The organism is Pseudoduganella sp. UC29_106 (genome assembly GCF_044055365.1).
Taxonomy (GTDB): domain Bacteria; phylum Pseudomonadota; class Gammaproteobacteria; order Burkholderiales; family Burkholderiaceae_D; genus Rugamonas.
Window position 1 is genome coordinate 4114917 of sequence record NZ_CP171977.1, and the last position, 20802, is coordinate 4135718.

The window sequence follows — 20802 nt, forward strand, 5'->3', positions numbered from 1 at the left end:
CACCATGAGGCTGGGGGGATCGCGAGGTCTACCGCATGGTCTTCATTCTGAGCAGCGGGGCGACCTTTGGCCTCGGCGAGCAGAACGTCATCTTCATCACTTGCGTGCAAGGCTTGACCAACCAGGCGACACTGCGGGGCATTACGGCGGAGTGCAACGATGTCCACCCAGCCGATGTCCTGATGGCAGTCGTGCAAGGCATTGCGACCTCGCTGGGGATTGCCACCATGGTAGGCATTCGCGACGACCAGCAGATATGCAACTCGGGACGTACCTACTTTTCGTACGACAGCTTTTTCGACGAGTATGGCGCGCTTGATCAAAAAGTGAATGCGCATCTGATCCGGGTGCCGCTACAGAGAAAAGAGCTGGCGCTGATCCCGGCCAAACACCGCGCCCGGACAAGGCGCAAGCGCGCTTTCCGTGACGCCGTCAGCAACGATGTTCAACAGACGCTAAAGCCCTACCTTACCGGCGCCCACCTGTGACTACGCGCGCCGGTGCTTGCCGAAAAACTCCAGCATCATGCGGCTCGCGTCCGGCCCCGCTTTCGCATTGAATTTCAGGGCCGGATCGCCGCCGCTCCAGGCATGGCCCAGGCCGGCAATGCGGGCCACGCGCAGCAATACCTTGCGGCCGACCAGATAATCCCGGATTTCGTGCGCATTGCGGCTGCCACCCCGCCCCGCAGGCCTGGACGTGACCCTGGCCACCGCGCTGAGGGGAATGCCGTTCAGCTTCAGCCACTGGCGCGCCAGCTGCTGCTGGTTGACGGGATGGACGACCTGGTCGTCGTCGCCCTGGATGAGGAGCGCGGGCATCGGCGGCATCGGCTGCGGCGCCGATATTGCCCGCCGCCGCAGCAGGCTGCGGATCGCCTCATCGGCCTGTGTCCCGGCGCCATGGCGCATTACATGCAGTGCGCCCACCGGCGTATGTCCCGCGCCGAACACGGGCCCGGAATGCAGGCCGACGGCGGCAATCAGCTCCGGATGGTTCAGCGCCAGCACCGCCGCCATGCCGGCGCCGGCCGATATGCCGCAGACATAGATGCGGCGGCGGTCGATGGCATGCTGTTCACACATTTTTTCGATCAGTCCCGCCAGCACGGCGGTTTCGCCGCCGCCCTGCTGGTTCGACTGCACATACCAGCGCCAGCAGCGCTGCGCCTGCGCGCTGACCAGCTGCTGCGGATACAGCACCGCGTAGCCATTGTCCTCGGCCAGCCGGTTCATGCGCGTGCCTTGGGCAAATTGGGTGGCCGTCTGGTAGCAGCCGTGCAGCATGACGAGCAGCGGCCAGCCATCCCGCTTCACTGTGTCCGGCACCTGGTCCGGCAGGTACAGCCAGTAGCTCATTTGCTGGCCGGCGGCGTGCCCCGGTTGGATCGGCAGCGGATACTGCGCCATCAGCCACTTGCCGGGCACGGGCGGCGGCAGGTCGGGCCGGTTATGCTCGCGGATCTTCAGCACCGGCGCGGGGCTGCTTTTCGCTGCGGACTTGCGCGCCGGCTTGGCCGGCTTGGGCACCGCGGCGGCCAGCATATTCGTCACCATCTTCTGCTGCGCCTTGCCGGCGCGGGTCAGACTGCGCAGCAAGCGCACGCCTGGCGCAAGCTTGGCCATATCACCTCCAGCATGCTATGTTGCGGTGCAATATACCATGCTATGGCCTGCGCTCCGCGCACTGACGTAGAATCAGGCATTTTTATAACTAGCGGAAAGAGACATGAGTGAACTGAAACGGGGACTCAAGAGCCGCCATATCCAGCTTATCGCGCTGGGCGGGGCTATTGGCACGGGCCTCTTCCTGGGTATCGCCCAGACGATCAAGATGGCCGGCCCTTCCGTACTCTTAGGCTATGCAGTCGCGGGCGTCATCGCCTTCCTGATCATGCGCCAGCTGGGCGAGATGGTAGTGGACGAGCCGGTCGCCGGCTCCTTCAGCCATTTCGCGGACAATACTGCGGCCACCTGGCCGGCTTCATGTCCGGCTGGAATTACTGGGTGCTGTATGTGCTGGTCAGCATGGCCGAACTGTCCGCGGTCGGTATTTATGTACAGTACTGGTGGCCGTCGATTCCGACCTGGGTCTCCGCCCTCGCCTTCTTCCTGATCATCAATTCCATCAGCCTGGCCAACGTGAAGGCCTTCGGCGAAATGGAATTCTGGTTCGCCATCATCAAGGTGATTGCCATCGTCGGCATGATCGGCTTCGGCGCCTGGCTGCTGATTTCCGGCGCTGCCGGTCCCGAAGCGACTGTCGCCAACCTGTGGCAGCACGGCGGCTTCTTCCCCAACGGCGTGAACGGACTGGTGATGGCGATGGCCGTGATCATGTTCTCCTTCGGCGGGCTGGAACTGATCGGCATCACGGCGGCGGAAGCGGACAATCCTTCCGTGACCATTCCGAAGGCCACCAACCAGGCCATTTACCGCATCCTGATCTTCTACATCGGCGCACTGGGTGTGCTGCTGTCGCTCTATCCGTGGGAAAAGGTCGTCACCGGCGGCAGCCCCTTCGTGCTGATCTTCCATGCGCTGAACAGCAATGTGATCGCCACGGTGCTGAATATCGTCGTGCTGACGGCGGCGCTGTCGGTCTATAACAGCGGCGTGTACAGCAATAGCCGCATGCTGTTCGGCCTCGCCCGGCAGGGCAATGCGCCGAAGTTCCTGCTGACCGTGAACAAGCGCGGCGTGCCGCTGGCGGCGCTGGGCGTGTCCGCCTTCGCCACCGGCATTTGCGTGGTCGTTAACTACATCATCCCGGGCAAGGCGTTCGAAGTGCTGATGGGGCTTGTGGTGTCGTCCCTGATCATCAACTGGGGCATGATCAGCTGGATCCACCTGCGCTTCCGCGCGCAGAAGAAGGCCGAAGGCAAGGTGACCGCCTTCCAGAGCCTGGGCTACCCGATCACCAACTACCTGTGCCTGGTTTTCCTGGCTGGGATCCTGGTGGTGATGTTTCTGACGCCGGAATTGCGAATTTCGGTTTATCTGATTCCGGTGTGGCTGATTGCGCTGTGGATCGGGTATCGCAGCAAGCGCAATAACGGGGCCGTTGGCGGGTCCATAAAACCTACGGCTTAAAGCAGGTGGCTGCCACGACGTGGCAGCCACCAGGGTCACGCCTTGGGTTTTAATCGACGTTGGCGCCGCGCAGCTTGAGCGCCGCGCGCACGCCGGCGCCGTAGGCCGGATCAGCCTTGTCAAACAAGGCCAGCTGCCGCTGCAGGATCTCCTGCGGCACCTGGCTCAAAGGCCCGGCCAGGTTCGCGCACAGATTATCCTTCTCCTGCTGCGGCATCAGCCGGAACAGATTCCCCGGCTGCGTCCACCAGTCATCCTGGCCGCGTTCATCGTAGCGCGCCGCAGCACCCTCCAGCGCCAGGGCCGGCTCGCCCAGCCCCAGGTCGCCCGACCCGACGCCCTGCGACTCCACCGTCGCATAATTATCCTCAGCCCCGCCATTGGCAACGGCCATGAAGCCGTCGCGCTGCTGGTGATGTACCGGGCAGCGCGGCGCATTCACCGGCAGCTGCTGGTGGTTGGTGCCAACGCGGTAAAGCTGCGCGTCGTGATAGGCAAACAGGCGCGCCTGCAGCATCTTGTCCGGCGAGAAGCCCATGCCCGGCACCACGTTTGCCGGCGAAAGCGCGGCCTGCTCGACTTCCGCGTGATAATTGACAGGATTGCGATTCAGTTCCAGAACGCCGACTGGAATCAGCGGGAAATCGGCATGGGGGCCAGATCTTGGTCAGGTCGAAGGGATTCCAGCCGGTGCGCTTGCTCCACGCATCCAGTTCGGCCGGCGTGGCGACTTGCAGCTTCACGTCCCATTTGGGGCAGTCGCCGCGCGCGATCGCTTCGAATAGGTCGCGCTGCGCATAGTCGGGATCCTCGCCCGCCAGGCGCACAGCGTCGGCCGCCGCCAGGTTCCTGATGCCCTGCTGGGTCTTGAAGTGCCATTTCACGAAAACGCGCTCGCCGGCTTCGTTGACCAGGCTGAAGGTATGGCTGCTGAAACCGTCCATATGGCGGTAGCCGTCCGGCGTGCCGCGGTCGGAGAACAGCATGGTCACCTGGTGCAGGCTTTCCGGCGCCTTGCTCCAGAAATCGAACATCATCGTGGGCGACTTCAGGTTGGATTGCGGGCAGCGTTTCTGGGTATGGATGAAGTCCGGGAACTTGATGCCGTCCTTGATGAAGAACATCGGCGTGTTATTGCCGACCATGTCCCAGTTGCCCTCTTCGGTGTAAAAGCGCAGCGCGAAGCCGCGCGGATCGCGCTCGGTATCGGCGCTGCCCTTTCGCCGCCGACCGTGGAAAAGCGCAGGAAGGTTTCGGTGGTCTTGCCGATTTCGGAAAACAGTTTTGCCTTCGTGTACTTTCTGATGTCGTGCGTCACCGTAAACGTGCCATAGGCGCCGGAGCCCTTGGCGTGCACCACCCGCTCGGGGATGCGCTCACGGTTGAAGTGCTGGAGTTTCTCGATCAGGTGGAAATCCTGCAGCAGCAGCGGGCCGCGCGGGCCGGCGCTGATGGAGTTCTGGTTGTCGGCAACGGGAATGCCGGAGGCGGTTGTGATTGGTGTCGTCATGGCTTGCATTCGCAGTAGTTAATGGGATACTGCACAGAGGGGGGAATTTCATTTTAGACAGCAGTGGCCGATATTGCCTCCCTCAAACGAGGGAAGCGAAGAAACTTGTTTCCAAGGAAAATAACTACCTGTAATCAACGTTGGTCCGACATGCCCCAAGAAGCAATTTCAATTCCAACGCCAGCCTGGCTCGCGGTCATCCTGGCGCTGGCCACTATCGCCCTGGCGCTGGGCATCCTGCTATGGCGCGCCCTGCGCTCGCGCGCGCGCAGCCATGCCCAGATCCGGGCCCGCCAGATGGAGCGCGAACGCATTGCACGCGCCCTGCACGACACCCTGCTGCAGGGCCTGCAGAGCCTGACGCTGCGCCTGCAGACCGTGATCAATCCCCTGCCGCCGAAAGACCCGGTGCGCGTGGCGATCGAAGGCATCCTCGATGAAGCCGACCAGATGGTCGTGGCCGGGCGCGACCAGGTGATGGACCTGCGCGCCGGCATGGAATTCGGCAGCGACCTGGCCTCCACCCTGCGCGCGGCCGTGCAGGCCATGGCGGCCGAAAACGGCATGAAGTACAAATTCACCGTCGAAGGGGCGCCTGTGCACCTGCACCCGCTGGTCAGCGACGACATCTACTGCATCGCGCGCGAAGCCCTGTCCAACGCCTTCCGCCATGGCGACGCTACGCTGGTGGAAGTGATGCTCAGTTACGGACGCGGTGCATTTCGCTTGCATGTGCGCGATAATGGGCGCGGAATCGATGAACAAACTCTCGGTATTGGCGGCCGGCGCGGCCACTGGGGGCTGACGGGCATGCGCGAACGCGCGGCCTGCATCGGTGGCCAGCTCGACATCTGGAGCGGCATGGGCAGGGGCACGGAAATCGTGCTCACGCTGGACGGCCCGCTCGCATATGGCCAGGGCGCCACCGCAGGAACCAATCAGTGGCTGGACCGGATTTTGTTCAGGCACTTCTGATAATGCGAGGGATGATGATGGAAGCGATGGCGGAAGTAAGACCTATCCGCGTAATGGTGGTAGACGACCACCCCTTGCTGCGTGCCGGACTGGCGGAAGCAATCGCCAGTCAGGCGGACATGGAAATTTCAGGGGAAGCCAGCAACGGCCGCGAAGCCGTGCAGCGCTTCCTGGAGGTCAGGCCGGATGTGACGGTGATGGACATCGCCATGCCGGAAATGTGCGGCGTGACGGCGATGCAGGAAATCCGCCGCCATGCGCCGGATGCGCGCTTCGTGATGCTCACCACCTTCAAGGGCGACGCCCAGATCCTGCGCGCCGTGCAGGCGGGCGCCACGGGCTTCCTGCTGAAAAGCACCCTGCGCAAGGATTTGCTGGACACGATCCGCGACGTGCACGCCGGCCTGCGCCGCATTCCGCCCGATATCGTGATGGAGCTGGCGCAGTACATGGGCCAGGACCTCCTCAGCGGCCGCGAAACGGAAGTGCTGAAGCACGCCGCCGGCGGCAACTCGAACAAGCGCATCGCGCTGAAGATGGAAATTTCGGAAGAGACCGTGAAAGCTCATATGAAGAGCATCCTGTCCAAGCTGATGGCCAATGACCGCACCCACGCCGTGACCATCGCACTGCGGCGCGGCATCATCACCCTTTAGTCGGGCAGCGTGAGCAGGCGGCGCCCGTACAGGCGAGCATCGCAGGAATAGGCGCCGGGACCGAGCAGCAGGAGCAGCACGGGATCGGCCAGCAGCAGCGCGCCCGACAGCGTCCACGCCCCGCCCAGTGACGTTACCGCCAGTTCCGCCAGCATTGCGGCGGCGCTGGCGAGCGGCGTCACAAGCCCCAGCAGCAGGAGACCGGCGAGCAGCAGCAGGGCCAGCGACGCCAGTGCCGCGTGGTCGTGCGCCGCAGCGAGCGCGCACAGATGCACCGATACCGTTCCCCGCAGCAGGGCCAGGCCTGCGCCCGGCCAGCCGGAGGGAAAGATCGGATACAGGCGCTGCATGCCTACCCCGCCTTTTGCGGCGCGGCTGCAGCGGCGGACGCTGCGTCGCGGCCCGCCTGCCATGCGAGAGCCACCAGCACCAGCGCAACCGGCAGCAGGCCGAGGAAGCCGGCCATCAGCCAGGCTGCCGCGCCGGCCAGGGCGCCGATGCCGAAACCGCAGATCGGCCACGCCAGGCGGCGCGCCCGCGACTTCGCCTCGGCATCACCGCGCATCGCGTCGATCAGGGCGATGGACATCATCGTCACATTGCCAGTCATGACGGTGGTGGCGTCCTCCTTCCCCTGCAGCAGCTGCCGTAGGCATTCTGTACCGCCATGCCCGCCGCGCCCAGCATGCCCGCGGCGACGATCTCCGGGTTATTGAAAGCGCTGACCGGACCCGCCGCCAGCCCAAGCGCCATGCAGCCAAGCAGCAGCGCCAGTTGCAGCAGCATCGCATTGCGCAGCGCAGGCTTGCCGCCCTGCTGCCAGCCCAGCACCAGCAGGCGCGTGACCATCACGGAGAGAATGAAGACGGGGAAGACCAGAAGCTTCATCAGCAGGTCCTGCGAAGGATCGACCAGGGTGCGGCCTATCATCACGAAGTTGCCCGTCACGTGGGCCGTGAACAGCCCCGCCAGGCCGATGAAGCCCAGTGTGTCCACATAGCCGGCGATGAAGCCGAGGGACGTTGCCTGCAATGGGCGCGGTTCAGCCATGCTGCCCTCCTTTCCAGTCCTGCCAGGCGACCAGCAGAAATGCGCCGGCCAGCCCGATATGTTCGAAGAAGCCGTTTTCACTCATCATGCGCTCGTGGCCGCCCAGCTCCCAGAAGCGGTTTGCCAGGAAGGTGGCCATGACGGTGAACACGGCCAGCGCGCTCGCGCCCAGCCAGCGCTTCCAGCCGGAGACCACCATCGCCGACGCCGCCAGCTCGAAGGCGATGACGGCGGCGGCCATCGGCGCCGGCAGCGGCAGGCCGAAGTGCTGCATCTCGGCCACCGCGCCATGGAAATCCAGCAGCTTCTCCACGCTGCCCTGGATATAGGCAGCGCAGAGCATCAGCAAAAACAGACGCACCGTTACCAGACCGCCCAGCATGCACAACCCAGCGCGCCCCAGAAGTCCTTCAGGTCGGCGACCGGAATCTTGCTGGCCCAGGCCGTGGCGTGACGGTGGCCGTGCACATTGCAGGAGTGGGCGCAGGCGCAGGCTGCCGCAGCGGCATTGGCGGCGGCAGCGGCGCCGCCGGCGGACTTGCGCTTGCCCCAGGCTGCGTAGCCGCCGTACTGTCGGACGGGCGACCAGTCAGGCATCGCTGGTGGCGGCGCCTGATCGTAATCGCTGAATGGTCCCGCCGCGTACACCACCTTGCCGCCCACCATCGTGAACAGCGACGTGGTGTCGGCGATATCGGATTCCGGGCAATTGAAGAAGTCCCGGTCAGGCACGATCACGTCGGCCAGCTGGCCGGCCGCGATACGGCCCTTGTTGCCCTCCTCGTTGGAGAACCAGGTGACGTTCTCGGTCCACATGCGCAGCGCCTGGTCGCGGTCCAGGCAGTTCGCACGCGGGTAGAGCTGGGCGCCGCCAACCGTCTTGCCGGTGACGAGCCAGGACAGCGACACCCATGGATTGTAGGAAGCGACGCGGGTCGCATCCGTGCCGGCCGAAGTGCGCACGCCCGATTCCAGCAGTTTCTTCACCGGCGGCGTGGCTTCGGCCGCAGCTGCGCCATAGCGCTCGACGAAGTACTCGCCCTGGTAAGCCATGCGGTGCTGCACGGCCACGCCGCCACCCAGCGCCGCTACGCGGTCGATGGAACGCTGCGAAATGGTTTCGGCGTGGTCGAAGAACCAGTTCAGGCCCGTCAGCGGAATATCCTTGTTGACCTTCTCGAAAACGTCCAGCGCGCGGCTGATGGTCTCGTCATAGGTCGCGTGCATGCGCCACGGCCAGCGGTTCTGGGCCAGGATGCGCACCACGCCTTCCAGGTCGTCTTCCATATTCGCCGGCATATCCGGGCGAGGCTGGCGGAAGTCCTCGAAGTCGGCGGCGCTGAAGGTCAGCATCTCGCCGGCGCCATTGTGGCGGAAATAGTCGTCGCCCTGCTGGTACTTCACGGCCTGGGTCCAGTTCAGGAAGTCTTCCTTCTCCTGCTTGGGCTTTTGCGTGAACAAGTTGTAGGCCAGGCGGATGGTCAGCTGCTTGTCGCGCGCCAGCTGATCGATGATCTGGTAATCCTCGGGATAATTCTGGTTGCCGCCGCCCGCGTCGATGGCGCCCGTCACGCCGAGGCGATTCAGTTCGCGCATGAAGTGGCGGGTGGAATTGGCCTGGTATTCCGGCGGCAGCTTCGGGCCTTTCGCCAAGGTGGAATACAGGATCGCCGCATTCGGCTTGGCCAGCAGCAGGCCGGTGGGGTTGCCCTGGCCGTCGCGCAGGATCTGGCCGCCGGGCGGCTCGGGTGTGTCCTTGGTGTAGCCGACGGCGCGCAGCGCGGCGCCATTCAGCAGGGCACGGTCGTACAGGTGCAGGATGAACACCGGGGTATCCGGCGCCACCGCATTGATCTCTTCCAGCGTCGGCAGGCGCTTCTCGGCAAACTGGTGCTCGGTGAAGCCGCCCACGATGCGCACCCACTGCGGCGCCGGCGTGACCGCCACTTGCGCCTTCAGCATGGCCATCGCGTCGGCCAGCGAGGTGACGCCATCCCAGCGCAGTTCGAGGTTGAAATTCAGGCCGCCGCGGATGATGTGCAGGTGATTGTCGATCAGGCCTGGCAGCACGGAACGGCCGCCCAGGTCGATCTTGCGGGTGGCCGGTCCCGCCAGCGCCATCACTTCCTCATTGCTGCCGACAGCGGTGAAGCGGCCATCCTGGATGGCCACGGCCGCGGCGCGCGGATTGGCGCGGTCCAGCGTGGTGAACTGGCCGTTGTGCAGGATCAGGTCAGGACTTTGATGTTTGCTCATTTGCTGCGACTCCGTTTAATGATTTGTTGCAGTCGGGGCCATGCGGCAGCTCGCCGAAGCAGTGCGGCTTGACCTGCTTATCCAGCCACGACGTTTGCGTCTGGCCGGGCTGCCACAGCTGACGGATCAGCGGCGGCAGCTGCTCTCCTGCCAGGATCCCCAGCAGGCCGACCAGCGCAACGATGGGCGGCGCCGGGGAGCGCACGTTGAGAAAGCCGTAGATCAGGCCCACCAGGACGCCGGCGGCCAGCGATACGATATACATCTTCATGATACCCTCCCCGGCTGGCCCTTAGCCCTCGTGGGCGTTGAACATGGACTTGGCGTAGATGATGCCAAGGCCGTAGGCGCCGCCGTATTTCTTGGCGATGCCGGTGGTCATTTCATAGGTCTCGGTGCGGGCCCAGTCGCGCTGCAGTTCCAGCATGTACTGCAGCGAGGTCATAGGACGCACGCCGGCCTGGATCATGCGCTCCATCGCGCGCTCGTGGGCTTCGGTGGACACGTCGCCGCAGGCGTCGGCGATCACATACACTTCAAAGCCCTGGTCCAGCGCGGACAGGGTCGGGCCAACGATGCAGACCGAAGTCCACAGGCCGCCGAACACCAGGCGCTTCTTGCCGATCGCGTTCACGCGGGCGATCACGTTCGCATCTTCCCAGGTGTTCATCGAAGTGCGGTCGGTGATTTCCGCTTTCGGGAAGGCGTCCTTGATCTCATCGAAGATCGGGCCGGAGAAGCTCTTCTCCGCCACGGTGGTCAGGATGGTCGATACGCCGAAGCCCGCAGCGGCGTGCGCCACCAGCGCCGCATTGGTGCGCAGCGTGGTCGCGTCGATCGAGTGGGTGGCGAAAGCCATCTGCGACTGGTGGTCGATCAGGATCAGCGTGTGGTCCTTTGGGGTCAGCAGCAGTTTGCCGGGGGTTGGGGTTGCGTTCACAGTCATGATTGCTCCTTTCAGGCTTGGATGAAGGCCAGCAGGTCTTCGTTGAGTTTATCCTTGTGCGTATCGGTCAGGCCGTGCGGCGCGCCTGGATACACGATCAGCTTCGAGTTCTTCACCAGTTTGGCCGATGCACGGCCGGATGCGTCGATGGGAACGATCTGGTCATCGTCGCCGTGCACGATCAGTGTCGGCACATTGATTTTCTTGAGGTCTTCGGTGAAGTCGGTTTCCGAGAATGCGGCGATGGAATCATAGGTGTTCTTGTGGCCGCCCATCATGCCCTGCATCCACCAGCTGTTGACCAGGCCTTGCGACAGCTTGGCGCCCGGGCGGTTGAAGCCGAAGAACGGGCCGCTGGCGATGTTCAGGTAGAGCTGGGAGCGGTCGGCCAGCGCGGCGGCGCGGATATCGTCGAACACTTTCTTCGGCAGGCCGCCGGGATTGTTCGGGGTTTGCACCATCAGCGGCGGCACGGCGGAAATCAGGCCCGCCTTGGCCACGCGGCTGGTGCCGTGACGGCCGATGTAGCGCGCCACTTCGCCGCCGCCGGTCGAGAAGCCGATCAGCACGGCCTTCTTCAGGTCCAGGTGATTGATCACGGCGGCCAGGTCGTCGGCGTAGTGGTCCATATCGTTGCCGTCCCACGGCTGGCTGGAGCGGCCGTGGCCGCGGCGGTCATGGGCGATGCAGCGGTAGCCCTTGGACGCCAGGAAGATCATCTGCGATTCCCAGCTGTCCGAGCTCAGTGGCCAGCCGTGGCTGAAGACGATGGGCTGGCCGTTGCGCGGGCCCCAGTCCTTGTAATAGATTTCCACGCCGTCGCGCGTGGTGAGCGTTGCGCCGACGGCGGACTTCGATGGTGCGGGCTTCTGTGCGGCTGCCGCTTCCACCGCGACGCCGGCAACGGCAGCCACGGTAGCGGCGCCCAGCAGGACTTTGCGGCGGCGCGTGTTCGGGATGGCCGTCTTGTTTTGTTCTTCCATGTATTGCTCCTGAAGTGGGGTGAGATGCCCAGTCATCATAGGAGCATGGAGTCGGCCGCGAATCCCCGATTTGGGCACACGCCGCCTCCCCCGAACGAGGTAGGCGCCGCAGAAACAACTATTGCCGGCAGCCTGCCGGCTAATGCGCCAACGCGGCCGACGACGTCCTCTTCCAGGTTCGCTCAAGTTGCCGCACCCGCCCCTCCAGCTCCGCCGCCAGATACCCCCGCGCAAACCCCGCCTGCTGATCCAGCTGCGGATCGGTCCGATGAAAATGCTGCAGCAGCCCATCCGCCACGGCCACGTCATTGATCCACCCAGCTCATCCTGCAGCGCCGACATTCCTTGCAGCGCCCGTCGCACGCGCTTGCGCTTCTCCAGGCAAGCAAAGAACTCGGTCGCATACCGTAGCTTCTTCATCGCAATGCGCAGGCGGTGGCGCGAACGGGGCGTACCGTTCTGCAGCTTGCCACCGCGCTTTTCGACCCGCTTGCGCGCCTGTTTCAGCGCATTGTCCGCGAACTTCGGCGCCGCACGGGCCAGTCCCTTGACCTGGATATCGCTGGCGGCTTTGCGCCAGGCGGCGGTCTCGATGAAATGGTGGAGCGAATGCAGCAGCGTCTCGAAACGCTTGGACGACACCGCGCTGCCCGCCGCGCTGCGCATCTGCCGCGCATGCGAGCGCACCGCTTTGCGCAATGGACGCAGTTCGTCATTCTGCGGAAGATGCGTGCCCAGCACATCCCAGTCGCGCGCCGGCCCCAATTCATTGCCCAGCCACTCGATCTCGCGGCTGAGGCGGGAACCGGGCCGTATCACATCCTCGAAAAGGTCGAGCGCCGAGCGAAATCGGCGCAGGCCGACGCGCATCTGGTGCACTGATTCGGCGAATGCCCGCCCGCGACTTGTTCGCGGTTACCTTCGATCTGGTTGAGGCAATTAAGCAGGATGGCGTGGGCGGCCTGTTCGACCGTCATATCGTCCTGCAGCTCAAGGGGCCGGGCATGGACTGGTCTTTTCACTGTGCATTCCTCCGTTGGGCAATGATACGCCCGTGGAATTCAATGCTAGTGATTGCTGAACCACTGCTGTGCCAGAAGAGCCACTTGCTCAAGCGTGCCCATCTCTTCGAACAGATGGGTGGCGCCGGGGATGATATCGATGCGTTTCTCGCACTGCAGGGCGGAGAAGGCTTGCTGGTTGAGCGTGATCACTTCGTGGTCGTTGCCGCCAACGATGAGCAGGGTTGGCGCCGTGACTTTTGCCAGCGCCGCCGCGCCGGCCAGGTCCGGCCTGCCGCCGCGCGACACAAGGGCTGCGATATCGCCCAGCCGCAGCGCCGCCAGTTGCAGTGCGGCTGCGGCGCCGGTGCTGGCGCCGAACAGGCCGATGGGCAGGGACAGTGTCGCCGGTTCCGTTCGCAGCAGATCGCAGGCCAGTCCCAGGCGGTCGGTCAGCAGCGGTATATCGAAGCGAACGGGATAGTCGGCTTCCTCGGCAGGCGTCAGCAAATCCATCAGCAGCGTGCCGATGCCCGCCTTGCGCAGCTCGCCGGCCACATAATTGTTGCGCGAGCTGAAGCGGCCGCTGCCGCTGCCGTGCGCAAACAGCACGACCCTGCTGGCGCCATCCGGCACCTCCAGCATGCCCTCAACCAAGCCTGCGCTGAGCTTAACCGACACCAGCCGCTGCATGTCGCCCCCTCTCCTCACCCTCAGTCTACCCCCCCCCGCCCACCCGGCGCCACCATGGGGTCAGATCCGACATTCGGACACGATCTGAGCAATGGCCGGGGTTCAGAGGGAGAGTCGTCTGCAGCTCAAGCTGTCGAGCTTGCCCATCTCGCGCGAAATCTGCCCCGATTCGGCATATTTGCCGCAATTATTTGCTGCATTTGGCCATACGGCCAAGTTCGTGTCCGAATGTCGGATCTGACCCCACGGTTATTCGGGGGTGCAGGCGGGGCAGGCGAGGTTGGCGGTGAGGGGGCGCGGTGGGGGGTGTAGCTGCGGCCGTTCAGGGTGCGGACGGGGGGCCTGAAGTCGGCGCTCAGCAGGTCGCGGTCGGGCTGGTAGGAGGCGGTGCGGATGTCGAGCAGGCCGACGATGGTGTGGTCGAGCACGTCCGCCTGGTAGGGACGCGCTTCCAGCGAGTCGCGCGCGGCGGCGGTCACCTTGTCTTCGCGGTTGGTCCACATGATCAGCGGGATTTCGTAGCCGCTGGCGTCCGTGGCCGAGTGGCCGGAGAAATTGCGGCTGTGCCCCACCTCCTGGCCGTGATCCGAAACGTAGAGGAAAGTGGCCGGCTCAGGCCCAACGGACCGCTGCAGGTTGCTGAGCAGCGCATTCAGCACGTGGTCGCCGTACAGGATCGCGTTGTCGTACTCATTGCGCGCATTGCGGATCCAGAACGGCCGTGACGCCTGCTTCATCGACGCATGCACGCGATCGTCCGCATCCTTGAACTTGGCGAAGCGCTTCGGGTAGCGCAGGTCGTAGTGCAGGTGCGCGCCCATCAGGTGGACGACGATGAATTTCTTCGGCGCGGGACGATGCAGCACATTCTTCAGATGCGGAATCAGCCCTTCATCCAGGCTGGTCGCGTTGCGCCCCGTGCGCTGGTTGATGAACACCGCGTGATCGGCCTGCTCGGCCAGCATCTGGATCGGCCCATCGTTGCGCTGCTGGTTCGAGATCCAGTGCACTTCGTAGCCGGCCTGGCGTGCCTGCGTGAGCACCGTGGGCTTGGAGGGATTGAACCGGGGATTATTCAGCGTGGCCGGCGTCAGCATCTTCACCACGGACTGGATGGTCGCCGCGTCTGACGACACCACATCGCCGAACACCAGCAAGTCCTTGCGCTGCGCATCGAGATGCGGCGTGGTCTTGCGCTGGTAGCCATACAGCGACAGGTTGGCGCGGTTCACGCTCTCGCCCACCACCAGCACCACCGTATGCTTCTCGGGACCAGAGTAAGTAAGATCTTCGGTATCCTGCTGGCCCGCCATCTGCACGCGCATCGCCTCCAGCTGGGCGACCGAGTCGTGATACGTCGTGTAATAGCGCGGCCAATAGAAGAACGGGTTCTCGGCGCGCATCGTCGGATTGAAGTGCAGCGCGATGAACAGCAGCGCAATGCTGCCACTGGTGGCGCGCGCCCATGCATCGGACGGCGCAGTTTCAGGCAGACGCTTTTCCAGCCACGCCAGCAGCGCAAGCGCGGTGAGCCCGAACGCGCTCACCATGGCCATCGAAGGCCAGTAATGCACGAAGAATTCGAGGACTTCGTCCGTGTTGGTCGCGCCCAGCGCGTCCGCTACCACGGAGTCCTTGAAGGTCAGCCCGTACTGAAAATAGAGGAAGCCTTCGATACAGGAGTGGATGACGATGGCCGCATTAGCCGCCAACGCAAAGCGCGAGGCCAGCTTGCGCCCGCCCGCCATCGCCAGCAACGCCACCAGGCCGGTGTTTGCCAGCAGAATAAAAAAGAGTGATTTCGCCAGCGCCTTGAGGTCGGCCATGCCGGTTAGTGCGAACAGGCACAGCGCGGCCGCCACCAGGGTGGTGCGCGCCAGCGACTGCGCCATCGGCGTAGTGAGCTTGTCCAGCCAGGACGAGAGGGTCCAACGAAGATGCAACATGGATCAGATTGCGTAATGGGCAAAAAGTCAGCCTCGTGGGTGACTTTTGGGTTCGCAATTCTAACCCGTTATCTGATGCGCCGCGTAAAGTATCAATGCTGCAGCGCAGCTGAGATCAGAACTCTTCCCATTCACTCTCGGAACGTGGTGCGTTCGCCACCTTTTTTAACTTGCGGTGGCCGCACCGCGACGGCTGTAGACCGCTTCACGGCCGGCCGCGCTGGCGCCCGTGCCGGCGCTGCCGACGGGGCAATATTGCCGATCTTGAACGCGCTTACCGCCTGGGACAAGCCAGCCGCCTGCTCGCGCATCGCTTCGGAAGCGGCAGCCGTTTTCCTCGACCAGGGCCGCGTTCTGCTGCGTCACCTGGTCCATCTGCGTGATGGCCTGGTGCACCTGGGCGATGCCCGCATTCTGCTCGGTGGTGGCGGCGCTGATCTCGGCCACGATGTCCGTGACCTGCTTTATGCTGGCCACCACGTCGCTCATGGTGGAACCGGCCTGCTGCACCAGCTTCGTGCCCGATTCGACCTTGTCCACCGAGTCGCCGATCAGCACCTTGATTTCCTTGGCCGCGGCGGCGGAGCGCTGCGCCAGGTTGCGCACCTCGGTCGCCACCACGGCGAAGCCGCGGCCCTGCTCACCGGCGCGCGCCGCTTCCACGGCGGCATTCAGCGCCAGGATATTGGTCTGGAAAGCGATGCCGTCGATGACGGAAATGATGTCCACGATCTTGCGCGAGGATTCATTGATCGAGTCCATCGTCACGATCACCTGCTCCACCACCGAGCCGCCCTGCACTGCCACTTCGGATGCCGACTGCGCCAGCTGGTTGGCCTGGCGGGCGTTGTCCGAGTTCTGGCTCACCGTGGAAGTCAGTTCTTCCATTGAGGACGCGGTTTCCTCCAGCGAGGCCGCCTGCTGCGAAGTGCGCGAGGACAGGTCGCCCGTGCCGGCCGCGATCTGGTGCGAAGCCGAGCTCACCGCATCGGCGGATGCACGCGCCGTGCCCACCACGCCGGCGATCTGCGCCAGCAGCTTGTTGAAGGCCACGGCCGTGTGGCCGATTTCGTCCATGCGCTGCACCGGCACCTGGTGGGTCAGGTCCAGCGACTCGCTCACGTCTTCCAGCGTGCCGCGGATTGTAGTCAGGCTGCCGCTGATGATGCGGAACAGCTGGTAGCCCAGGGCCGCCGTCACCAGCACGGCCAGCACGATCACGACAATCAGCGTGGTCTGGGCGGACTTGTAGGCCGCATCGCTTTCGGTGCGCACCTGTTCGATCAGCTTGTTGTTATAGGCGATGTGGTCGTCCAGGCCTTTCTTCACGCCCGCCGCGCCGACAGCCAGCGGCGTGCCCGGCTGCAGCGTGGCGCGCACGGCATCCATGTCGCCGGCGTGCGAACCGGCCAGGAAAGGAATCAGGGCCTGGCGGTAGGTCGCCATATTGGCCTTGTCCTGCTCCAGCATCTTGCGGTCGGTCTCGTCGTAGAGACGCTCTTTTTCGTAGGACGCGATGATCTGGTCGAACTTGGCGTGGGCGTCGTTATAGGCTTTGTCCAGCGCCGTCTTGTCCGGCAGGTTGGAGAAGACGGACAGGCGGTAGCCGGCCAGGCGGCTGTCGGCCAGCGCGCCTTTCGCTTCATTCAGGCCGGCGATGCTGGGAATGAGGCGCGACTGCACGAGTGTCAAGCGCTGCTGCGCAGCAGAAATCTGCCAGATGCCGTTCGCGCCGACAAAAATCAGGGCGAGCAAGGCGACCGCCAGGGTCAGGGTTAATCGCTTCGTGATAGTCATGGTTTTGGTCTTTTTTGGACGCCGGATGTACAAGTATTGTTGATGATTTTTGCAAGCGCAAGTTGCTTGCCGCAATGCAGCAATAGTTTCTCACAGTTTGCAAAAAAAGTAACGTATCTTGCCGCGAAGGACGACGCGAATCAGACAGTTGCGGCGGCGGTGGAGGCGCGGACCCACGAGTTCCGGTTTCATGCGGATTTCCATGTCCGTGCCGGCGGACTGGTTCAGGCGCTGCAAAATCAGCTGGGCGGCCTGCACGCCCATGGCATGGTGGGAGATGCGGATGGTGGTCAGTGGCGGATTGACCATGTCCACGAAGGGCATGTCGTTGTGGCCGATGACCGACACGTCTTCCGGGCAGCGCTTGCCGGCCGCGCGCAGGCTGTCGTAGCAGCCCAGTGCCAGCAGGTCGTTGCCGGCCAGGATGGCGGTAGCTTTCGGATAGCGCGCCAGCGCCTCGTCGCAGGCGGCCTTGCCTGCGTCGCGCGAGTAGGCGCTGCAATCGACCATCCACAGGTCCTCGCGCTTCACGCCCTGCGCTTCCATGGCCCGCACGTAGCCTTCGCGGCGCAGGTGGCCGGTGGAGAGATTCTGCGGGCCGACCAGGTGCACGATGCGGCGGTGGCCCAGGTTGAACAGGTAATCGACGGCCATGCGCATGCCGGCCATCTCGTCATTCACCACGCTGGAGACGCGGCCAGCATCTTCGCCGCGGTTCACCGTCACCACCGAGATGCCCGCTTCCAGGCAGTGCGACACCACGGGATCGTCGCGTGTGGCCGTGGCCAGGATCAGCGCATCGCACTGGCGCGCCAGCAGCTGGTCCACCACGAAGCGCTGCTGCGCCGGGTCTTCGCCGGCATTGGTCACGAGGGCCACGTAGCCGTGCTTGCGCAGTTCATCCTCGATGCCCAGCACGATGGGCGGGAACACGGGGTTGGTGATGTCCGGCAGAATCACGCCAACGACATTGGAGCGGCGCGTGCGCAGGGCGGCGGCGATCTTGTTCGGTCGGTAGCCATGCTTGGCCGCCTCCTTCAGCACGCGCTGGGCCACGGCCTCGCCGACCATGTGGCGTGTGTCCGGGTCCATGACCCGGCCGACCGTCGAGGGATGGACGCCGAGAATCTGGGCCAGGCCCTTCAGCGTCATCTTCTTCTGCTCCATGCGCATTCTCTCTTGTGTACCTGCAATATTGCCAATTGTCGCACATGCGAACGATCGCACCAATAAACAACGTTTTTCGACGAACGGTAAAAATACTGTGTTGACTCAACCTGTAGAAATGCTAATCTAGATTTATGCGAACGATCGCATAAAGATTGCAGGAAGAATGCAAAGAGGAGACACATGAGCACCAACCATCTCATCGACGGGGAAGCGTCGATCACCCCCATCGCCATCGCGGCGATGGCGCAAACCACGGACCCGCGCCTGCGCCAGGTGATGGCCAGCTTCGTGCAGCACATGCATGCCTTCATCCGCGACGTGCACCTGACCGAGGCCGAATTCGAGCGCGCGGTGCGCTTCCTGGTCGACATCGGCCAGGCCACCAACGACTGCCACAACGAAGTGATCCTGGCGGCGGACGTGCTGGGCATCTCGACCCTGGTCGCCCTGCGCAACAACCCGGAACAGGAAGGCCAGACCGCAGCAGCCCTACTCGGCCCCTTCTGGCGCGCCAATTCGCCGGTCTGCCGGAACGGCGACGATATCGCGCGCTGCGATTTGCCGGGGCCGACGATGCTGGTCTCCGGCCAGGTGCGCGATATTGACGGCAAGCCGGTCGCCGGCGCCAAGGTCGATGTGTGGCAAGCCTCGCCCGTCGGCATGTACGAGAACCAGGACGAGCACCAGCCCGAAATGAACCTGCGCGGCCAGTTCACCACCGATGCCGAGGGCCGCTACCACTTCCGCACCGTGCGCCCGGCCGGCTATCCGGTGCCGACCCACGGCCCGACCGGCGTGCTGCTGCGCGCCCAGAACCGCCACTGCATGCGCCCCGCCCACGTGCATTTCATGGTGTCGCACGAAGGCTTCAAGACCCTGATTACCCAGGTCTTCGCCGACGATGCCGAGCACCTGCACAGCGACGTGGTCTTCGGCGTCACCAAACGCCTGGTGGGCCGGTTCGAGCCGCACCAGCCGGCGCCCGGCAGCAATGAACCCCACTACACCCTGCAGTACGACTTCGTGCTCGAGCGCGGCGTGTGCTGCTTCCCCGAACCACCGATCAAATAAGGAATTCCCATGAACGACAAGATCCATGGCCCGCTTGAAGGCCAGGTGGCCGTCATCGCCGGCGGTGCAGGCGCCATCGGCTACGCCAGCGCGCAGCGCTTCGCCCGCCTCGGCGCCCAGGTCGCGCTGCTCGGCCGCGAGAACGTCGCCGCGCTGCAGGAGAAGGCTGACGCCCTGCCCGGCCAGGGCCATGCCGGCGTGCAGGCCGATACCGGCGTCGGCGCCAGCCTGCGCGATGCGGCAGCCATCGTCCGCGAGCGCTACGGCCGCTGCGACATCCTCGTCAACTCGGCCGGCATGACGCGCGCCATTCCGCACCACGACCTGGAAGCGCTGACCGATGAAATCATCGACGAAATCTTTGTCGCCAACTGGCGCGGCGTGTTCTCCACCATCCGCGCCTTCGCACCGATGCTGAACGAAAGCGGCAAGGGGCTGGTGGTGAATCTTTCCTCTATCGCCGGCACCACGGGCATCGGCAGCAACGTGGCCTATGTGGGCGCCAAGGCTGGCCTGGACGCTATGTGCACGTCCCTGGCGCGCGCTCTCTCGCCGCAGATCCGCATGATCAATGTGTCGCCCGGCGTGGTGGACAGCCCCTTTGTCCCCGGCCGCGACGCGAACTTCAACGACAAGCAGGCCGCCACCACGCCGCTGCAGCGCGTGGGCCTGCCGGACGATATCGCCGCTGCCGTGGAAGCCTGCGCCACCACCCTGCTCTTCACCACCGGCAGCGTGATCCAGGTCGATGGCGGCCGCCACCTGGGAGCCAGGCCATGAGCACCATCATCACCTGCGCCATCACCGGCAATATCGTCAAGCCGGGCATGCATCCGGACCTGCCGATCACGCCCGAACAGATCGCGAAAGCCTGCCTCGACGCGGCGGACGCCGGCGCCGCGGCCGTGCACATCCACGTGCGCGATCCGCAGACCGGGATGCCCTCGATGGAACTAGGGCTTTACGCGGAAGTGATGGAACGCATCCGCTCGCGCAACCGCCACCTGATCATCAACCTGACCACGGGACCCGGCGGCCGCTTCATCCCCAGCGCGGACAACCCGCAAGTGGCCGCGTCGGGCAGCACCTTGATGCTGCCGGAGCGCCGCGTCGAGCATATCGCGGCCCTGCGCCCGGATATCGCCACGCTGGACCTGAACACCATGAATTCCGGGTCAGATGTGGTGATCAATACGCCCGCCAACGTGGCGCGCATGGCAAAGGTGATCCGCGATGCCGGCGTGAAGCCGGAAATCGAGATCTTCGATTCGGGCGACCTGAATATGGCGCATGACCTGATCAAGGAAGGCGTGCTGGAAGGTCCGGGCCTGTTCAGCTTTGTGCTGGGCGTGAAATATGGCTTCTCCGCCACACCCGCCACCATGGCCTACGCCGCCAGCCAGCTGCCGCAAGGCGCGCAGTGGACGGGCTTCGGCATCGGCCGCCAGGCCTTCCCCATGGTGGCCCAGGCCTGGCTGCTGGGCGGCCATGTGCGCGTCGGCTTCGAGGACAACCTCTTCATCTCCAAAGGCCAGCTGGCAAAGGACAACGCCGAACTGGTCAGCCGCGCGCGCCTCATCGTCGAATCGCTGGGCGGCGCCATCGCCTCGCCGCAGGAAGCGCGCGACATGCTCGGCCTCAAACAATTCTGATTTA

Annotated in this window: 16 protein-coding genes and 5 pseudogenes; 7 read left to right on the plus strand and 14 right to left on the minus strand. The window is 64.3% G+C overall.

Annotation, left to right across the window (positions count from 1 at the left end; translation table 11 throughout):
• Positions 1-35: 35 nt before the first annotated feature.
• Positions 36-488, plus strand: a complete 453-nt coding sequence (locus tag ACHMW6_RS20645) for a DUF535 family protein (protein ID WP_395399464.1) — start codon at positions 36-38, stop codon at positions 486-488.
• On the opposite strand, the gene ACHMW6_RS20650 is transcribed toward ACHMW6_RS20645, so the two are convergent.
• Positions 489-1625 carry an alpha/beta hydrolase family esterase gene (locus ACHMW6_RS20650; protein ID WP_395399466.1) on the minus strand — a complete coding sequence of 379 codons (1137 nt, stop codon included), beginning with the start codon at positions 1623-1625 and terminating at the stop codon, positions 489-491.
• A gap of 103 nt (positions 1626-1728) precedes the next feature.
• Between ACHMW6_RS20650 and ACHMW6_RS20655 the strand changes: the two are divergent.
• Positions 1729-3092: pseudogene (locus ACHMW6_RS20655) on the plus strand (amino acid permease).
• A 49-nt stretch (positions 3093-3141) separates the two neighbouring features.
• On the opposite strand, the pseudogene ACHMW6_RS20660 reads toward ACHMW6_RS20655, so the two are convergent.
• Positions 3142-4611: pseudogene (locus ACHMW6_RS20660) on the minus strand (catalase).
• Between the two features lie 141 nt (positions 4612-4752).
• On the opposite strand from ACHMW6_RS20660, the gene ACHMW6_RS20665 reads away from it, so the two are divergent.
• Both ACHMW6_RS20665 and ACHMW6_RS20670 read left to right on the plus strand, forming a co-directional pair.
• Positions 4753-5577 (plus strand): sensor histidine kinase, encoded by an 825-nt coding sequence (locus ACHMW6_RS20665; protein WP_395399468.1) that lies wholly within the window; start codon positions 4753-4755, stop codon positions 5575-5577.
• A gap of 2 nt (positions 5578-5579) precedes the next feature.
• On the plus strand, positions 5580-6233 hold the full coding sequence (locus ACHMW6_RS20670; RefSeq protein WP_395399470.1) for a response regulator: 654 nt from the start codon (positions 5580-5582) through the stop codon (positions 6231-6233).
• Here the strand turns inward: ACHMW6_RS20670 and ACHMW6_RS20675 are convergent.
• The 12 genes and pseudogenes from ACHMW6_RS20675 to ACHMW6_RS20730 form a co-directional block, all read right to left on the minus strand.
• Positions 6230-6583: a hypothetical protein gene (locus tag ACHMW6_RS20675; protein ID WP_395399472.1), complete on the minus strand. Its 354-nt coding sequence runs from the start codon at positions 6581-6583 to the stop codon at positions 6230-6232. The two genes, ACHMW6_RS20670 and ACHMW6_RS20675, sit on opposite strands and share 4 nt — an antisense overlap.
• A gap of 2 nt (positions 6584-6585) precedes the next feature.
• Positions 6586-7283, minus strand: a pseudogene (locus ACHMW6_RS20680) (YoaK family protein).
• Positions 7276-7665: a DoxX family protein gene (locus tag ACHMW6_RS20685; RefSeq protein ID WP_395399476.1), complete on the minus strand. Its 390-nt coding sequence runs from the start codon at positions 7663-7665 to the stop codon at positions 7276-7278. Before ACHMW6_RS20685 ends, ACHMW6_RS20680 begins: the two are co-directional and overlap by 8 nt.
• A complete protein-coding gene (locus tag ACHMW6_RS20690; protein ID WP_395399478.1) occupies positions 7647-9539 on the minus strand; it encodes an amidohydrolase in 1893 nt (630 codons plus the stop codon). Before ACHMW6_RS20690 ends, ACHMW6_RS20685 begins: the two co-directional genes overlap by 19 nt.
• Complete coding sequence (locus tag ACHMW6_RS20695) at positions 9517-9810, minus strand: XapX domain-containing protein (protein ID WP_395399480.1); 294 nt, start codon at positions 9808-9810, stop codon at positions 9517-9519. The genes ACHMW6_RS20690 and ACHMW6_RS20695 overlap by 23 nt, the downstream gene beginning before the upstream one ends.
• Positions 9811-9831: 21 nt before the next feature.
• Complete coding sequence (locus ACHMW6_RS20700) at positions 9832-10485, minus strand: hydrolase (RefSeq protein ID WP_395399482.1); 654 nt, start codon at positions 10483-10485, stop codon at positions 9832-9834.
• 11 nt (positions 10486-10496) lie between these two features.
• The gene (locus ACHMW6_RS20705; RefSeq protein WP_395408674.1) at positions 10497-11468 is read right to left on the minus strand and encodes an alpha/beta fold hydrolase; all 972 of its coding nucleotides are present in this window, start codon (positions 11466-11468) and stop codon (positions 10497-10499) included.
• Positions 11469-11795: 327 nt separating this feature from the next.
• Positions 11796-12356 (minus strand): annotated as a pseudogene (locus ACHMW6_RS20710) (CHAD domain-containing protein); the annotation flags it as partial.
• Between the two features lie 179 nt (positions 12357-12535).
• Complete coding sequence (locus ACHMW6_RS20715) at positions 12536-13162, minus strand: dienelactone hydrolase family protein (RefSeq protein ID WP_395399484.1); 627 nt, start codon at positions 13160-13162, stop codon at positions 12536-12538.
• Positions 13163-13287: 125 nt separating this feature from the next.
• Positions 13288-15108, minus strand: coding sequence for a phosphoethanolamine transferase (locus ACHMW6_RS20720; RefSeq protein WP_395399485.1), 1821 nt, complete (start codon positions 15106-15108; stop codon positions 13288-13290).
• A 131-nt stretch (positions 15109-15239) separates the two neighbouring features.
• Positions 15240-16905 (minus strand): annotated as a pseudogene (locus ACHMW6_RS20725) (methyl-accepting chemotaxis protein).
• A gap of 90 nt (positions 16906-16995) precedes the next feature.
• The gene (locus ACHMW6_RS20730) at positions 16996-18072 is read right to left on the minus strand and encodes a LacI family DNA-binding transcriptional regulator (RefSeq protein ID WP_395399487.1); all 1077 of its coding nucleotides are present in this window, start codon (positions 18070-18072) and stop codon (positions 16996-16998) included.
• A 183-nt stretch (positions 18073-18255) separates the two neighbouring features.
• Between ACHMW6_RS20730 and ACHMW6_RS20735 the strand changes: the two genes are divergently transcribed.
• Genes ACHMW6_RS20735 through ACHMW6_RS20745 form a run of 3 tightly spaced genes read left to right on the plus strand, consistent with a single transcriptional unit; the run spans position 18256 to position 20798 of the window.
• A complete protein-coding gene (locus ACHMW6_RS20735) occupies positions 18256-19146 on the plus strand; it encodes a dioxygenase (protein WP_395399489.1) in 891 nt (296 codons plus the stop codon).
• 9 nt (positions 19147-19155) lie between these two features.
• Entirely contained in the window at positions 19156-19926 is a 771-nt protein-coding gene (locus ACHMW6_RS20740) for an SDR family NAD(P)-dependent oxidoreductase (RefSeq protein ID WP_395399491.1), read from the plus strand.
• Positions 19923-20798, plus strand: coding sequence for a 3-keto-5-aminohexanoate cleavage protein (locus tag ACHMW6_RS20745; protein ID WP_395399493.1), 876 nt, complete (start codon positions 19923-19925; stop codon positions 20796-20798). Before ACHMW6_RS20740 ends, ACHMW6_RS20745 begins: the two co-directional genes overlap by 4 nt.
• The last annotated feature ends 4 nt before the right edge of the window (positions 20799-20802 follow it).

Excerpts from the sequence above, each read along its gene's own strand:
- ACHMW6_RS20685 (WP_395399476.1), bottom strand. The coding sequence starts at position 7,665 with ATGCTGGGCGGTCTGGTAACGGTGCGTCTGTTTTTGCTGATGCTCTGC.
- ACHMW6_RS20720 (WP_395399485.1), bottom strand. The coding sequence starts at position 15,108 with ATGTTGCATCTTCGTTGGACCCTCTCGTCCTGGCTGGACAAGCTCACT.
- ACHMW6_RS20740 (WP_395399491.1), top strand. The coding sequence starts at position 19,156 with ATGAACGACAAGATCCATGGCCCGCTTGAAGGCCAGGTGGCCGTCATC.
- ACHMW6_RS20645 (WP_395399464.1), top strand. The coding sequence starts at position 36 with ATGGTCTTCATTCTGAGCAGCGGGGCGACCTTTGGCCTCGGCGAGCAG.
- ACHMW6_RS20700 (WP_395399482.1), bottom strand. The coding sequence starts at position 10,485 with ATGACTGTGAACGCAACCCCAACCCCCGGCAAACTGCTGCTGACCCCA.
- ACHMW6_RS20675 (WP_395399472.1), bottom strand. The coding sequence starts at position 6,583 with ATGCAGCGCCTGTATCCGATCTTTCCCTCCGGCTGGCCGGGCGCAGGC.
- ACHMW6_RS20695 (WP_395399480.1), bottom strand. The coding sequence starts at position 9,810 with ATGAAGATGTATATCGTATCGCTGGCCGCCGGCGTCCTGGTGGGCCTG.
- ACHMW6_RS20650 (WP_395399466.1), bottom strand. The coding sequence starts at position 1,625 with ATGGCCAAGCTTGCGCCAGGCGTGCGCTTGCTGCGCAGTCTGACCCGC.
- ACHMW6_RS20745 (WP_395399493.1), top strand. The coding sequence starts at position 19,923 with ATGAGCACCATCATCACCTGCGCCATCACCGGCAATATCGTCAAGCCG.
- ACHMW6_RS20715 (WP_395399484.1), bottom strand. The coding sequence starts at position 13,162 with ATGCAGCGGCTGGTGTCGGTTAAGCTCAGCGCAGGCTTGGTTGAGGGC.
- ACHMW6_RS20670 (WP_395399470.1), top strand. The coding sequence starts at position 5,580 with ATGCGAGGGATGATGATGGAAGCGATGGCGGAAGTAAGACCTATCCGC.
- ACHMW6_RS20665 (WP_395399468.1), top strand. The coding sequence starts at position 4,753 with ATGCCCCAAGAAGCAATTTCAATTCCAACGCCAGCCTGGCTCGCGGTC.
- ACHMW6_RS20735 (WP_395399489.1), top strand. The coding sequence starts at position 18,256 with ATGAGCACCAACCATCTCATCGACGGGGAAGCGTCGATCACCCCCATC.
- ACHMW6_RS20705 (WP_395408674.1), bottom strand. The coding sequence starts at position 11,468 with ATGGAAGAACAAAACAAGACGGCCATCCCGAACACGCGCCGCCGCAAA.
- ACHMW6_RS20730 (WP_395399487.1), bottom strand. The coding sequence starts at position 18,072 with ATGGAGCAGAAGAAGATGACGCTGAAGGGCCTGGCCCAGATTCTCGGC.
- ACHMW6_RS20690 (WP_395399478.1), bottom strand. The coding sequence starts at position 9,539 with ATGAGCAAACATCAAAGTCCTGACCTGATCCTGCACAACGGCCAGTTC.